Annotated in this window: 9 protein-coding genes; 1 reads left to right on the top strand and 8 read right to left on the bottom strand. The window is 59.1% G+C overall.

Features of this window, described 5'->3' with window-relative positions; all coding sequences use genetic code 11:
• Nucleotides 1-8: 8 nt before the first annotated feature.
• Nucleotides 9-3,173: an efflux RND transporter permease subunit gene (locus KFJ24_RS16750; RefSeq protein WP_250832269.1), complete on the bottom strand. Its 3,165-nt coding sequence runs from the start codon at nt 3,171-3,173 to the stop codon at nt 9-11.
• The gene (locus tag KFJ24_RS16745; protein ID WP_250832268.1) at nt 3,170-4,411 is read right to left on the bottom strand and encodes an efflux RND transporter periplasmic adaptor subunit; all 1,242 of its coding nucleotides are present in this window, start codon (nt 4,409-4,411) and stop codon (nt 3,170-3,172) included. Before KFJ24_RS16745 ends, KFJ24_RS16750 begins: the two co-directional genes overlap by 4 nt.
• Nucleotides 4,412-4,566: 155 nt before the next feature.
• Between KFJ24_RS16745 and KFJ24_RS16740 the strand changes: the two genes are divergently transcribed.
• On the top strand, nt 4,567-5,016 hold the full coding sequence (locus KFJ24_RS16740) for a potassium channel family protein (RefSeq protein ID WP_250832267.1): 450 nt from the start codon (nt 4,567-4,569) through the stop codon (nt 5,014-5,016).
• A 57-nt stretch (nt 5,017-5,073) separates the two neighbouring features.
• Here the strand turns inward: KFJ24_RS16740 and KFJ24_RS16735 are convergent, their stop codons facing one another.
• From KFJ24_RS16735 to KFJ24_RS16710, 6 genes are read right to left on the bottom strand one after another with little or no spacing between them, the layout of a single operon-like run.
• Nucleotides 5,074-8,301, bottom strand: coding sequence for an efflux RND transporter permease subunit (locus KFJ24_RS16735; RefSeq protein WP_250832266.1), 3,228 nt, complete (start codon nt 8,299-8,301; stop codon nt 5,074-5,076).
• Nucleotides 8,298-9,383 carry an efflux RND transporter periplasmic adaptor subunit gene (locus KFJ24_RS16730; protein WP_250832265.1) on the bottom strand — a complete coding sequence of 362 codons (1,086 nt, stop codon included), beginning with the start codon at nt 9,381-9,383 and terminating at the stop codon, nt 8,298-8,300. The genes KFJ24_RS16735 and KFJ24_RS16730 overlap by 4 nt, the downstream gene beginning before the upstream one ends.
• A gap of 50 nt (nt 9,384-9,433) precedes the next feature.
• Nucleotides 9,434-10,345 carry a carbamate kinase gene (gene arcC / locus KFJ24_RS16725; RefSeq protein ID WP_250832264.1) on the bottom strand — a complete coding sequence of 304 codons (912 nt, stop codon included), beginning with the start codon at nt 10,343-10,345 and terminating at the stop codon, nt 9,434-9,436.
• 1 nt (nt 10,346) lies between these two features.
• On the bottom strand, nt 10,347-11,348 hold the full coding sequence (argF, locus tag KFJ24_RS16720; RefSeq protein WP_250832263.1) for an ornithine carbamoyltransferase: 1,002 nt from the start codon (nt 11,346-11,348) through the stop codon (nt 10,347-10,349).
• Nucleotides 11,349-11,366: 18 nt separating this feature from the next.
• Complete coding sequence (locus KFJ24_RS16715; RefSeq protein WP_250832262.1) at nt 11,367-12,596, bottom strand: arginine deiminase; 1,230 nt, start codon at nt 12,594-12,596, stop codon at nt 11,367-11,369.
• A gap of 24 nt (nt 12,597-12,620) precedes the next feature.
• A complete protein-coding gene (locus KFJ24_RS16710; protein ID WP_250832261.1) occupies nt 12,621-14,069 on the bottom strand; it encodes a YfcC family protein in 1,449 nt (482 codons plus the stop codon).
• Nucleotides 14,070-14,245: the final 176 nt, after the last annotated feature.

Here is a 14,245-nt window from a genome sequence, read left to right as displayed (position 1 = left end):
TCCCGTAATCATTCCTCAGCACCCAGAAGCGATGCGGTCTTGCCCTGGCGCCCGGCCCACCATTCCCGGAAATTTTCCAGCCACGACAACAACGCTGGAATCACCAGCAAAACGAGCAATGTCGACAACCCCAGACCGAATGCGATCGACGTCGCCATGGGAATCAGGAACTGGGCCTGTAACGAGGTCTCGAAGAGCAACGGCAACAGGCCACCAATGGTGGTCAGAGATGTCAGCAGAACCGCCCGGACCCGCTGCACCGCGGCTTCATTCAGCGCTTCGGTAATGCCGAGCCCCTTTCGCCGTTGCTGGTTATAGAATGCTACGAGGATGATCGCGTTATTGACCACAATCCCCGACAAACCGAACAGGCCAAACAGCGACAGAATGGTCAACTGAAGCCCCATCAACCAGTGCCCCAGCAGCGCCCCGACCAGAGCAAAAGGAATAATGGCCATGACAATCAAAGGCAGGCTCCAGGATGCGAACACCCAAGTCAGCACGACATACATAAGGCCAAGGCCGATCATCAGGCCGGTCTTCATGTCGTTCATGGTTTCCCGCTGGTCCGCGGCCCGGCCCTCAAAGCTGTAACGCACATTAAACCGGCTGGCGATGTCCGGCAGGGCTTCTGTTTGCAGGCTGGCCAGGATCTGATCGGTGGTGCTAACGCTGGTATTGAGCCCTGACGTCACTTCTACCGACAGTTTGCCATCGGCGTGGCGCAGGGCCTGGAACCCCTGCCGATGGTCAAGATTCATGACCTGGCTGAGCGGAACAAAGCGGCCATCCGGCACCCGTACAGTCATCTGGGACAGCGTGGACAGGCGCTCCCGTTGGGCCTGGGGCAACTGCACCCGCACCTCGACTTCATCCCGGCCATCCTGATAGATCTGGGCAATACGACCGTCAAAGGCCGCCCGCAACTGCCGCCCAAGGTCCGACGTGGTCAGGCCAAGCACCTCACCAGAAGCGCTGACCTGATAGATCAGCTGCTCCCGGCCCCAGGGCATATCGTCTGCCACATCCAGCACCCCGGGCAACGTCGCCAGTGCCTGGGTAAGCTCATCAGCGGCGCGCTTGAGATTTTCGGCATCATCGCCGGTCAGTCGCACATTGACATCACGTCCCGGCGGGCCGGACTGCCGTTCGGAGATGCTCAGGTTATCCAGCCCGGCCGGCAGCGTGAGCCGGTCGCGCCATTCGCTGATAAATTCAGGATTACGCACGGACCGCCGATCGGACGGAACAAGCTCAATCATCATCGAACCCATCTCGTCACCGGAGCGGGAGCTACCCCCTGCACCCAGTGTTGCGCCCCGGGTGGTCACCGCATGCAGGATCAGGTCGCCTCCAAGCGCAGCTTCCGTGTCGTTGAGGGTTCGCTGCATTTCCCCCAGAAAGCCGTTGACCGTGCGCCGATCGGTTCCTGCCACAAAGCTCGCATTGGCATAGAATACGGAGGGTTCCGGCGTCGGGAAAAAGTTGAAACCAAGGCGGCCTCCGGCCAGCAGCCCCACAGCCAGCAACGCAAGGGCAACCGCAGCGGCCACGGTGACTCCCCGATGATTGAGGCTAAGCATTGAAAAGCGGCGGAACGAGCCTTCCCTAAAGCGGTCAAAACGCTGCTCAAAGCCCTTGCGCAAACGCCCGACCGGGTTTTGTTTTTTCGCCGGCACGTCCGGATTGTTCTGTTTTTTACCGCGAGGCACAAAGGCATGGCGCAGATGGGCGGGCAGCACAATAAAACACTCCAGCAGTGACGCCACCAGCACGCAGATCATCACTGTGGGAATGTCACCCAGAATATTCCCGATGATGCCACCAACCACCAGCAGTGGCATGAACGCGGCAACCGTGGTCAGCGAAGAGGCCAGAACAGGCCATACCATGCGTTTGGCCGCACCCTCCGAGGCGTATATGGATTCCTCACCCAGCCGGGCGTGGGCGTCGGCATCCTCACCCACCACAATAGCGTCGTCGACGATCACCCCCAGAGCCATGATCAGCGCAAACAGGGAAATCATGTTGATGGAGCCACCGATACCCCACAGCACCGCCATGGACGCCAGGAAGGCCGTGGGGATGCCGATAGCCACCCACAAAGCAACACGTCCGGGCAGGAACAGGTATAGCAGGCAAACCACCAGCACCAGACCTCCCAGGCCGTTGGTCACCAGTAGCGAAATACGATCATTCAGCAGCTGCCAGGTTTCATCGTACACCTCCAGCTGCATTGAGGGTGGCAGGGTTGGGCGGGTATCCGCGAGCCAGGACGACAGGACTTCTGCCGCAGCCAGAGAGTTACCGTTTTCCGCTCGCTGTAACTGCAGCTCTACCGCCGGTAAACCATCCCGGGTCAGGGTAACCTGACTCTCACGGGCCTCCTGTCGAATGATGGCTATATCGCCCAGCCGCAGCTGGACCCGGTTACCACTGAGCACCGGAATGTTTTCAAAGGCCTGGGGACTCCGGCGCTGTTCCACAGCCCGCAGTTCCCGGGTCGCGTCCTGCTGGGCCATCATCCCTGCCGGCAGATCCCGGGAGATGGAAGCAACCCGGTCAGCAATCTGCTCCAGCGACAAGCCGAGGGTTTCCAGGCGCTCCACTGGTACATCAATACTGACCTGCTGCTCCGGCAAACCACGGATGGACACCCGGTCGATGCCCCGCTCAAGCAGCTCGTCCTCGAAGCGGTAGGCCAGTTCCCTGAGTTCGCTGCGATCCACAGCTCCGAACACCAGCAATCTGGCGACCGGTTCATAGCGTTCCACGCGGGTAACCTGGGGCTCTTCGGCGTCTCCAGGAAGATTGGTGAACTCGTCCACCTGTTGCCGGACATCATCCAGTGCCTGAATCGGATTGGTGCCCTCCTGAAACTCCAGAGTGATGGACGAAATACCCTGGGCTGAGGTGGAGGTCATTTTCTTGAGGCCATCGACACTGCGCAGCCGTTGCTCAAGAGGATCGGTAACACCCTGCTCAACATCCTCGGCCGACGCTCCGCTCCAAACCACCCGGACGCTCACTATGTCGAGGGCAAACGTAGGGAAAAACTGGATGTTCATCCGGGTCAGTGCCAGTGCTCCGCCAAGCAGCATAACCAGCATCACCAGGTTGGCCGCGACCCGGTGATGGACAAAGAAACCAATGACGCCTTTTCTGCGTCTCATTGGCTCGCCTCCCCGGCGTCAGCCGCGAGTTCCACTTTCAGGCCAGTCATGGCGTTTGGCAGGTGCGTGGTGATCAGCCGGGTTCCAGGCTGAAGTGCCTCACCCGCGACCACCAGCTGACGTTCGCCGTTGGCTGCCCTGGCCTCGCCGATGCGTTCAACCGTCACCCGCTCCATCCGGTTATCGTTGTCCATCAGGTAAACGGCGTTAGCACCATACAGGGCACTGAAAGGAATAGCGACCGTCTGCGACCGTTCGGGACGCTCAAGACTCACTGGCAGCAGGCCGCCCGGTCGCAAACCGGCCGGCTCTCCATCAAGCGTCAGGATTGCTTCCGTGCCGGCCGGATCCGAGATGCCGGCAAAACGGGACAGCTCAAACCGGTGCTGACGGTTTTCGCTGAAGGCGTAAAGGCGTTCGCCCCGATCCAGAGCAGCCACCAACTCTGCTCTGAACAGATCCGGCACCCGGGCCCTGAGCTCAAGGCCCTTCTCGGGGTATAGGGAAAGCAGGGGCTCATTGCGGGACACCTGATCGCCCGGGGCTACCTGAACGCCGGTTACCACGCCGTCAAAAGGTGCGATTACGCGGGCCCGTTCCGCGTCCCTTTTTGTCGTTTCCAGGCTGGCCTCAGCCTGGGCCAGTCGCGCCTCCAGGCTTTGCAACCGCGACGGATGTTCATCAATGGCGCGCTGACGGATACTGACCGTGAGTTCTGACCGTGCCAAGGCATCGGTAGCAGATTCCAGATCTTCCCGGGACGCCAGATTGCGCTTTACCAGGGACTCGGTGCGTTCCAACTGACGGCGGGCATTGTTCCGGATTGACTGTTCTGTTTTCAGCGCCGCCAGATCGTTGCGATGGCGTACCTGTTCAGACCGGAGCTGTGCCTGCAGGTCCGCGACCTGGGCTTCAGCCTGCGCCACTACCGGTGTGATGTCCGCATCGTCCAGCGCCACCAGCAACTCGCCCGCCTGCACCCGCTCCCCCTCCGAGACCGGGCGGGCCCCAATACGACCGGCCAGTGTCGCCGTGACATTGACCTGTTCCGGAGCCATCACCTCGCCATACAGAGGCAACACCGGTGTGTGGTTGTCAGGTTCGATGGTCTGCACTTCAACGCGCCAGCGGCGTTCCGTGGCACTGACTTCCGCCGGTTCGGGCCGGGTCATTTTCAGAGCCAGGAAGCCGAGAATACCAAGTGCAAGAATAATCAGGGGAAAGAGTCGTTTGGACATTACTTCATGGCCAGCTAAGGTAAATGGAACCCAACAGGTTAACGGAACAAAACTACTATACAATCAAGGTGCAATTTCGGATTCGAAACCGCACCCGGTGCGTCAATTTCACGCAGGCTTTCGAGCCAGGTCAGTTTTATCGGAGTAAAGCACACTTGTCTGTTGAAGAGCATGTCGGTCTGCTCAATGCGGTGATTCTTAATTTGCTGATTGTGGCGGTGGTGGTACTGATCCATCATGAAGTTCTGCTTCGCCTCAGCACCGCCACCGCCAAAATGCGCCAGAGTCACCGCTTCCGCCTGATCCTGGCCGTGTTCGGCGTGCTCCTGGCTCACACAGCCCAGGTCTGGATCTTCGCCTGCGCCTACTACTTCATGCACCATGGTGACGGCTGGGGGGCGCTGGCCGGCAACTTCAACGGCAGTCTTCTGGACTGCGTCTATTTTTCATTCAGCACCTTTACCACCCTGGGTTACGGCGACATTGAAGCTTTCGGAAACCTCCGCTTCCTGACCGGTATCGAGGGCCTCACGGGGCTTGTACTGATTACCTGGAGCGCGTCCTTCCTGTTTGTGGAAATGCAGCGTTACTGGCCAACCCGGTAATAAACTCTAGTCAAAAATCAGCCCTGGCGCTCAGCAGCGCAACCTGATAAGCCGGGCTCAGATCCACCGACATCGAGCCAGGGTGTAGTAAAGCAGCGGTACAACCAGAATCGTCAGCAGTGTGGACATGGCAAGCCCGAAGATCAGGGAAATAGCCAGGCCATTGAAGATGGGGTCGTTCAGAATGAAGTAAGCACCCACCATCGCCGAAATCGCCGTCAGGGCAATCGGCTTGATTCGCACCGCCCCGGCGAGCACGACCGCCTCATCCAGCTCAACGCCCTCATCCAGCAATTGCCGGATAAACACCACCAGCAGGATTGAGTTACGTACGATAATCCCGGCCAGGGCAATCATGCCGATCATGCTCGTTGCGGTAAATTCCCGACCAAGCAGGGCGTGGCCGGGCATGATACCAATCAGCGTCAGCGGAATCGGCGCCATGATCACCAGTGGCAAAATGTACGAGCGGAACTGGGCCACCAACAGCACGAAAATCATGAAGATTCCGACACTGTAAGCCGCCCCCATATCCCGGAAGGTCTCATAGGTAATCTTCCATTCCCCGTCCCATTTCAGGGTTCCTTGCTCCGGCAACTCCGGGTGGCTGATAAAGAACTGCTCCGGGCCGCCCTCCTGTTGCTCCAGGTTATCCACCATCCGGAACATGCCGTACAGGGGGGAATCGATGGCGCCGGCCATATCCGCCGTTACGTAGGTCACCGGCAGCAGATCCTTGTGATAGATTGCCCCCATCCAGTCGGCCTCTCGCACATCGGCAATGCTGGCCAGGGGAACCAGGTTGCCACTGCGGCTGCGTACCTGGACAGACATCAGCACCGATGGCTGTGCTTTATCGCCTTCATCCAGAATGACCCGGATCGGCACCGGATACTTGGCATGCTCATCATGCAGAAAACTGACGCTGCTGCCTCCCAGCGCCGTTTGCAGTGCACCCACGACCTGCCTCTGGGAGACGCCCATGCGGGCCGCCCGGGCACGATCCACCACAACTTCCCATTGCCGTGTCGGCGCCTCCAGCGTGGTGTCAATATCCACCAACCCTTCCACCTCAGCCATGCCCCTGGCAACACTGCGGGCCATGCCGGAACGACGCTCTTCATCCGCGGCGTAGATCTCCGCGACCACCGGCGACAACACCGGAGGCCCGGGTGGCACTTCGACAATTTTCACCTCAGCATCGTAGCGATCCCCGATTGCGGTTAGCGGCTCCCTCAGCGACTGGGCAATGGTGTGGGACTGCCGGGTCCGGGTCTCTTCGCCGGAGAGGTTGATCTGGATATCACCGTGGTAGGGCGCGCCGCGCAGATAGTACTGCCGTACCAGGCCATTAAAATTGATCGGTGACGCGGTGCCGGCATAGGTCTGCCAACTGGTCACCTCATTTACGGTCTCCAGATACTGCCCCATCTCCATCAGCACCCGCTGGGTCTGTTCCATCGGTGTCCGCTCTGGCATATCAACCACCACCTGCAATTCCGACTTGTTGTCGAAGGGCAGCATCTTGAGAATCACCGCCAGGAACACGGGCAATGAAGCGGCCGCGACGGCCAGGCCGACGACGCCGAGACCGAGGAAACGACGGCGCCAGGGGTGTTCACCCAGGAATGGCGTGAGTAATGTCCGGAAGATCTTCAGGGAAAGCCGGCTGACCCCATCGGCGGAACTGGAGGCCTCTTCTGCTTCTGCCGCGGCCTCTCCCTTCTTGTGTTTCAGCAACCGGAACGCCAGCCAGGGTGCCACGACAAAGGCAACAACCTGGGACAAGACCATCCCCGCCGACGCATTGATGGGAATAGGACTCATGTAAGGCCCCATCAGACCACTGACAAACGCCATGGGAATCAGCGCAGCCATGATGGTGAGGCTCGCCATGATGGTAGGCGTGCCCACTTCGTCCACAGCTACCGGAATAATTTCCTTCACCGCACGCCGGGAATTCTGGATACGACGATTGATGTTCTCGGTAATGACAATGCCGTCATCCACCAGGATACCGATGGAGAAGATCAGCGCGAACAACGATACCCGGTTCAGAGTGAAGCCCCAGGCCCAGGAAAAAACCAGTGTCAGCAAAAGGGTAATCAGCACGGCAACGCCAACGATCAGGGCCTGTCGCCAGCCCATGGCTGCCAGTACCAGGAGCACCACACACAGGGTCGCCGATACCAGGTCACTGATCAGCTTCTGCGCCTTGCGTGACGCGGTATCGCCGTAATCACGAGTGACCAGAATCTCAACACCCATGGGCAGGGCCCGGTTTCGCAGTTTCGCCAGGCGTTGCTGAATCGCAGTGGTAATATCGACGGCATTCTCACCGGGCTTCTTGGCGATGGCGAGGGTGACCGCCGGGTAGACATCTCCCGGACCGGCACTATCCGCAGAGAAAGCCGGGCCGAAACCGGTCATAACGCTCTGGTCCGCGACGGTTCCGCCGCGGCTGACCTCAGCCACGTCCTCCAGATGGACAGCCGCACCATTGTGCATGCCCACAACCAGACGACGGACGTCCTCCACCGTTTCCAGAAGTGTCCCGGCCTGAACCGGAATGGACAGGTTGTCCCGGGTCACCCGGGATTCCTGGGTACTGGCGTTGGCCGCCTGCAGGGCGTTGCCCAGGTCGTTGATGGTGAGGTTGAAGCCCGACAGCAGGGCAGGATCAAGGTGTATATCCACCCGGTCAGGAATGCCGCCAACCGTATAAACATCACGGGTGCCCGGAACCCGCTTCAGAGCCACCTCCAGCATGTGCGAGAGGCGGGTAAGCTCCTCTCCGGTATGGCCGCTGGATGGGTCAAACAGGGTCAGGGTCATAACCGGCACATCATCAATACCCTTGGGCTTGATGACCGGTTGCGTAGCGCCCAGTTGCGGCGGTAACCAGTCCTGATTGGAGTAAACCTGATTGTAAAGCCTTACCAGGGCCTCCTGCCGCGGCACACCAACCTCGAACTGGACGGTGATTACCGCCTGCCCCTGGCGGGAAACGGAATAGACATGCTCCACGCCTTTGATCTCGCTCATTACCTGCTCCGCAGGCGTGGCAATCACACTCTCCACTTCCCGTGTGCTGGCGCCGGGGAACGCCACCATGATATCCGCCATGGTGACATCAATCTGGGGCTCTTCCTCTTTCGGCGTGATGATAACAACGAGCACACCCAGAAGAATCGAAAGCACGGCCAAAAGCGGTGTCAGACGGTTATCCTGGAAAACGCGGGCGATGGCGCCTGACGGGCCGACCCGAGGCAGTTCGTGACTCACTCGGAATCCCCTCTGTCAGAACCAGCGGGGCCTGAAAGGTTGAGGCGTTCACTGCCAATCAGCGACGCGGGGTCTACAACCACCGGCTCCCCTTCACTCAGGCCGGCAAGAATTTCGATCCGGCCATCGTCGCGAACCCCGGTACGCACCTGACGTAACCGGGGCCGGTCCTGATCATCCAGTACAAATACTGCCCGCAATTCACTCCGGTGAATCAGGCTGCTGAAGGGCACCCAAAGGGTTTGCCGGCTGGCGACAGGAACCCCCACCTTGACCAGCATGCCTGGAAACAATGAACCGTTGGGTTCATTGAGCCGCATACGCAGGCGGAAGGTGTGGGTCTCAGGGTCGGCGTAGGGGTAGAAGGTCATCGAGCCGGTTTCCAGCACCCGGCCATCGGCCAGGGTGACCCCGGCCTGGCGTTCGGTGCGGGCCAGATCTGCGTATTTCTGGGGTAAATCCACCACTACCCGCAGCTGCTCCAGGGACAAGCCGCTAAGCAAAGGCTGACCCGGATTAACCGCCTCACCCAACTCCACATGACGTTCGGTCAGTATGCCCCCGTAGGGAGCGATAATCCGGGTGTATCCCAGTTGTTCCTGTGCTTCGGCAAGGGATGCGCCTGCTCTCTCCACCCGCGCTTTCGCCCCGGCCAGATTATTTCGCGCCTGATCAAACTCCTGCCGCGACACCAGGCCTCGCTCGTGAACCGCCTCAATTCGGGCATATCGCTGTTGCGCATCAGTCAGTGCGGCCTGCGCTTCTTCCAGCCCGGCTTGCGCCTGATTAACCCGCGCCCGCTGTTCGCTGTCTTCAAGTTGCACAATCAGATCGCCGGCGACCACAGAGTCGTCCACGTCAAACGGGAGTTTCTGAACCGTCCCGCTGGTCTGAGCGGATACCGTGCTCTGCTGAACCGCTTCAATGACACCGTCAAGCTGCACAGTTTCCGAGAGCGCAGCCCGTTGCACGGGCACGGAAGCTGGCACTTCCCGTGACGGAGACTGGGCCAGGGAAATCGACGATATAAAACAGAGCACAACCGGGAGAACCGATCGCAAACGAAGAATAGTTGCCATCATTGAGCCATCTGGTTATTTGCTAATAATCAAAGGTTATCAGGAATTCCGCGTCAGGAGCCAGACAACACTCGCGTGCCTGCGTTTCCTTCAAGAATGGCAAGCGCGTCGGACAGCCGTCCAATACCGCCGACGCCTCCTTTTTCGGCAAAATCACAGGCAGCCGCCAGCTTCGGCCCCATCGAACCCGCTGGCATGTCCAGCCGACGACCCTCGGACACCGTGAGGGTACTCAGAGGCTTCGCGTTGGCCGTGCCGAAGTCCTGATAGATGGACTCGACATCCGTGAGCAGCAGCAATGCATCGGCCCCCAGCTGGCCGGCCAGTAGCGCACTGGCAGCATCCTTGTCGATCACGGCCTCAACACCAATCATGCTGCCATCTTCACGACGCAACACGGGAATCCCGCCGCCACCGGTGCAGACGACGATCACACCCTGTGCCAGGAGCAACTGAATAACTCGCAAGTCCGGGATTTCCAGCGGTTTTGGTGACGGGACCACACGTCGCCACTTTTCGCCGTCCTGGGCAATGCGCCAGCCGGCTGCAGCCGCCCGGGATTCAGCTTCGGCCTGGTCATAGACCGGGCCGACAAATTTGGTGGGGTGGGAAAACGCCGGGTCCGCCGCATCAACCACGATCTGGGTCAGCAGGGTGGCAACCGGGCGGTCATGCCCGAGCGCATTCTCCAGTTCCTGCTCGATCATATAGCCGATCATGCCTTCCGTTTCAGCGCCCAGAACATCCAGCGGGTAGGCCTCGTCAGGCTTATAGGCAGCCCCCTGCAGCGCCAGCAGCCCCACCTGGGGACCGTTGCCATGGGTGATGACCAGATCATGTCCAGCGCGCACAATCTCGGCCAGCGACTTTGCGGCAACTTTTACATTGCTGCGCTGCGCGCCGGCCGTCAGTGGTTCACCGCGTTTCAACAAGGCATTCCCGCCCAATGCAGCCACTACCAGCATCTCAGCCTCCCAGCGTCGCTACGAGTACGGCCTTGATGGTATGCATGCGATTCTCCGCCTGGTCGAAAACAATGGACACATCGCTCTCAAACACCTCGTCGGTCACCTCCATGGCATCGATACCAAAGTCAGCCTGCATGTCCTTACCTACCGTCGTTTCCGTGTTATGGAATGCAGGCAGGCAGTGCATGAAGCGAGCCCTTGGGTTTCCGGTCTTTTCCATAAGTGCCGAATTTACCTGATAGGGCATGAGCAATTTGATGCGCTCGGCCCACTTTTCCTTTGGCTCGCCCATGGAGACCCAGACATCGGTGTAGACGAAATCGACACCCTGAACCGCTGCACTGACGTCCTCGGTAATAGTGATCCGGGCACCGGTTTCAGCCGCGATTGCCTTCGCTTCCTCCTGAACAGCCGTCCGCGGCCAACAGGCCTTGGGGGCACACAAGCGAACATCCATACCCATTTTGACGCCACCGATCAGCAGGCTGTCTCCCATGTTGTTGGCGGCATCACCAATGAACACAAACGCCACGTCACGCAGTGGTTTTTCAACGTGTTCCTGCATGGTCAGAAAGTCGGCCAGAATCTGGGTTGGATGAAATTCATCCGTTAGACCGTTGTAAACAGGTACGCCAGCATACTGGGCCAACTGTTCAACAATCGCCTGCCCGAAGCCCCGGTATTCAATGGCATCATAGACCCGGCCCAGCACACGTGCGGTATCCTTAACGGATTCCTTATGCCCGATGTGAGTACCCGAGGGCCCCAGATAGGTGACCCGGGCACCCTGATCGTAGGCTGCGACTTCAAAGCCCACGCGGGTCCGGGTGGAGTTCTTCTCGAAAATCAGGGCAATGTCCTTGCCCTGAAGTTGCGGCACCTCGGTGCCGGCATACTTTGCGGTTTTCAGGTCCGCCGCCAGCTTGAGCAAAAAGCTGATCTCACGGGTCGAGTAATCACGCAGCGTCAGGAAATGACGGTTCTTCAGGTTAAAAGCCATAACGGTTGTCCTTGCCGGTTAAACAGAGTCGCGCATCGTGGGACAGCTCATGCATCGACCACCACCGCGACCACGCCCGAGTTCCGCTCCCGGTATTGCCAACACCTCAATGCCTGCCGCCTCCAAAGCGGCGTTGGTATCGTCATTACGGTCGTAGCCAATAACGACCCCGGGGCTCAGCGCCAGCACGTTGTTGCCGTCGTTCCATTGCTCGCGCTCACGCTCGGCGGGGTTATCACCGCCCGTGGGGATAACCTCCAGTTTCTGATAGCCCAGCACATCCGCCACCACCTCAAACAGCGGCCGGGGATCCTGACGGAAGGCGAGGTGTTTCTTGCCTTCCCCCGGGCGCAGGTCATAGCAGACCATTTCGTCCGCCACTTCCTTGAAGGTGGTGACCACATTGCCGCCACAGAAGGTGAACACCGTATCCAGGTGCATTGCCGATCGGGATTTGGGAATCTGGCACGCCACCACCCGCTCGGCCGTGCCGCTATCAAACAACGATTTCGCCAGCTGACCGATGGCCTGGGGAGAGGAACGCTCGCCCATACCCACCAGTACCGCTCCATTGCCCACTGGCATAACATCGCCCCCCTCAAGGGAGGCCAGTCCATGATCCTGCAGCGGGTCCCCCCAGTGCACGTTGACCTTGCCCGAGAATTTGGGGTGGAACTTGTAGATGCCGGCCATCAAAAGGGTTTCAGGCTTCCGCGCCGGCCAGTACATGGGGTTCAGGGTGACGCCACCATAGATCCAGGCGCTGTTATCACGGGTAAACAGGAAGTTTGGCAGCGGCGGCAACACGAAGCCGTAATGACCGAGATGGTTGCCAAACAGGCCCACCGGATCAAACGGCAGATCCGCCACTTCAAGGCCGCCGATAAGAAACTCTGCCAGCTTGGTCCCCGGCAGTTCGTCCATCCATGCACGCAGATCCGAAACCATCCCGACACCGATTTCGTTCCAGGTAATGCGATGATCCAGTATCCATTTGCGCGCCTTCGCAATATCCAGCGTCTCCGCCAGCAATTCGTTGACGTCCAGCACTTCAACGCCCCTGGCGCGCATGAGGCCGGAAAACACGTCGTGGTCTTTCTGGGCCTGCTTGACCCAGAACACGTCGTCAAACAGCAAGGCATCGCAATTGGATGGCGTCAGGCGCCGGTGGGCCAGGCCAGGTCGGCAGACAATAACCTGACGCAGGGTTCCGGTTTCAGAGTGCACTCCAAGACTTTGTTCAGACATGGCTAAGTTCCTTTTATCCAGGATTCACAGCATGGTGCCGGCGCTGATTACGACGCTGATAAACACCGTCAGAATGAGCAGCAAAGGCCAGATAAACGCGATCCACCGATCGTAGGACACCCGCCCGATGGCGAGCCCACCAACCACAACCGCAAAGGTGGGATTGATCAGGTTTACCAGACCATTGGCAGACTGGTAGGCGGTAACCACCAGATCACGGCCAACGTTGGCAAAATCGCCCAGTGGCGCAAGGATCGGCATCGACAACACCGCCAGGCCGGAAGACGATGGCACGAAGAAGCTCATGCCGACTTCAATCCAGAACATCAGATTGATGAACGCAAGCTCGGGCAGTCCGCCCAGCGACGTCTCCGCGCTGTGAAGAATCGTGTCGGCGATCATGCCCTGGTCCATGATGACAACGATGCCACGGGCCAGTCCCACCACCAGGGCAACGCCCAACAGATCCCGGGCACCATCAACAAAACTGCCCGTGAGCTTTTTCTCGCCCAGACGGGCAACCAGGCCGATAACAATGGCGGAACCAAAGAACAGCGACCCCATGCGCGCCATCCACCAGCCCTGGGAGGAGACGCCCCAGATCATGATGCCGAAGGTCGCAGCGAAGATGACCAGCGCAATGATCTGGGTGGTATTGAGGGTCGCATCCTCGAATCCTTCCTCATGCCCTTTGAGGAACAACTTGCGATGCGCATCCCACTGTTTGGCGACAACCGACCGCGACGGATCCTGCTTGACCCTGTGGGCGTAACGCATCACATAAGCCGCACAGATAATCAGTCCTCCGACCAGAAGCACGAACCGGAGCACGATGCCGTCGGTAAATGGAATGTTCGCAGCGTTGGCAGCGATGACTGTGGCAAACGGGTTTATGGTCGAGCCCAGAACACCAATACCGGCGCCAACCAGGATAATGGCCACACCCGTCACGGCGTCGTAGCCGGCAGCCATCATCACCGGGATGAGAATGGCGTAGAAAGCCAGGGTCTCCTCGGCCATGCCATAGGTTGTACCACCAATGGCGAACAGGGTCATCAGTATGGGTATCATCCAGATTTCATGCCCCTCAAGATGTCGCATGGCACTGCGAATCCCCGTATCAATGGCACCGGTGGCATTCATGACACCCAGAAACCCCCCCAGAAACAGCACAAACAGGGCCACATCGATGGCATTGGCAACATAGCTGTCGGGATCATAGAAACCCGCCGTCGGTGCCAGCATCACGTCAACAAACCCCTGCGGGTTCGGGTCCACGGTTTGGTAGGTCCCCGGAACGGCAACTTCACGCCCGACATCTTCGTTCATGGCCCGGTCATACTGTCCTGCAGGAATAATCCAGGTCAGAGCAGCAACTAAAATAATCAGGATAAACAGGATGGTATAGGCGGTTGGAAATCGCGAAGCGAGATCCTTTTCCGGGGCTTCAGGGGGGATTTGGTCGTCGGTCACAGCAGAGCTCCTATCCTTGGCATCAGGGGTCGGTCCGGACCCGAGGCCCAGACCGTATCAACGAACATCAGGCACATGGATTGCGACTGACTGGATTCAGCATAGAGCCTGTTGCAGGCGCCAAGGTTGACCAAGGACAAATTTTGTACAGATGACAACGGGCTCTATAAAAAAGC

This window comes from Marinobacter sediminum, assembly GCF_023657445.1.
GTDB lineage: Bacteria > Pseudomonadota > Gammaproteobacteria > Pseudomonadales > Oleiphilaceae > Marinobacter > Marinobacter sediminum_A.
The sequence above is the reverse complement of the archived record's forward strand: the minus strand, read 5'-3'. Positions and strand labels throughout refer to the sequence as shown.

Excerpts from the sequence above, each read along its gene's own strand:
- KFJ24_RS16750 (WP_250832269.1), bottom strand. The coding sequence starts at position 3,173 with ATGAGACGCAGAAAAGGCGTCATTGGTTTCTTTGTCCATCACCGGGTC.
- KFJ24_RS16745 (WP_250832268.1), bottom strand. The coding sequence starts at position 4,411 with ATGTCCAAACGACTCTTTCCCCTGATTATTCTTGCACTTGGTATTCTC.
- KFJ24_RS16730 (WP_250832265.1), bottom strand. The coding sequence starts at position 9,383 with ATGATGGCAACTATTCTTCGTTTGCGATCGGTTCTCCCGGTTGTGCTC.
- arcC (WP_250832264.1), bottom strand. The coding sequence starts at position 10,345 with ATGCTGGTAGTGGCTGCATTGGGCGGGAATGCCTTGTTGAAACGCGGT.
- argF (WP_250832263.1), bottom strand. The coding sequence starts at position 11,348 with ATGGCTTTTAACCTGAAGAACCGTCATTTCCTGACGCTGCGTGATTAC.
- KFJ24_RS16715 (WP_250832262.1), bottom strand. The coding sequence starts at position 12,596 with ATGTCTGAACAAAGTCTTGGAGTGCACTCTGAAACCGGAACCCTGCGT.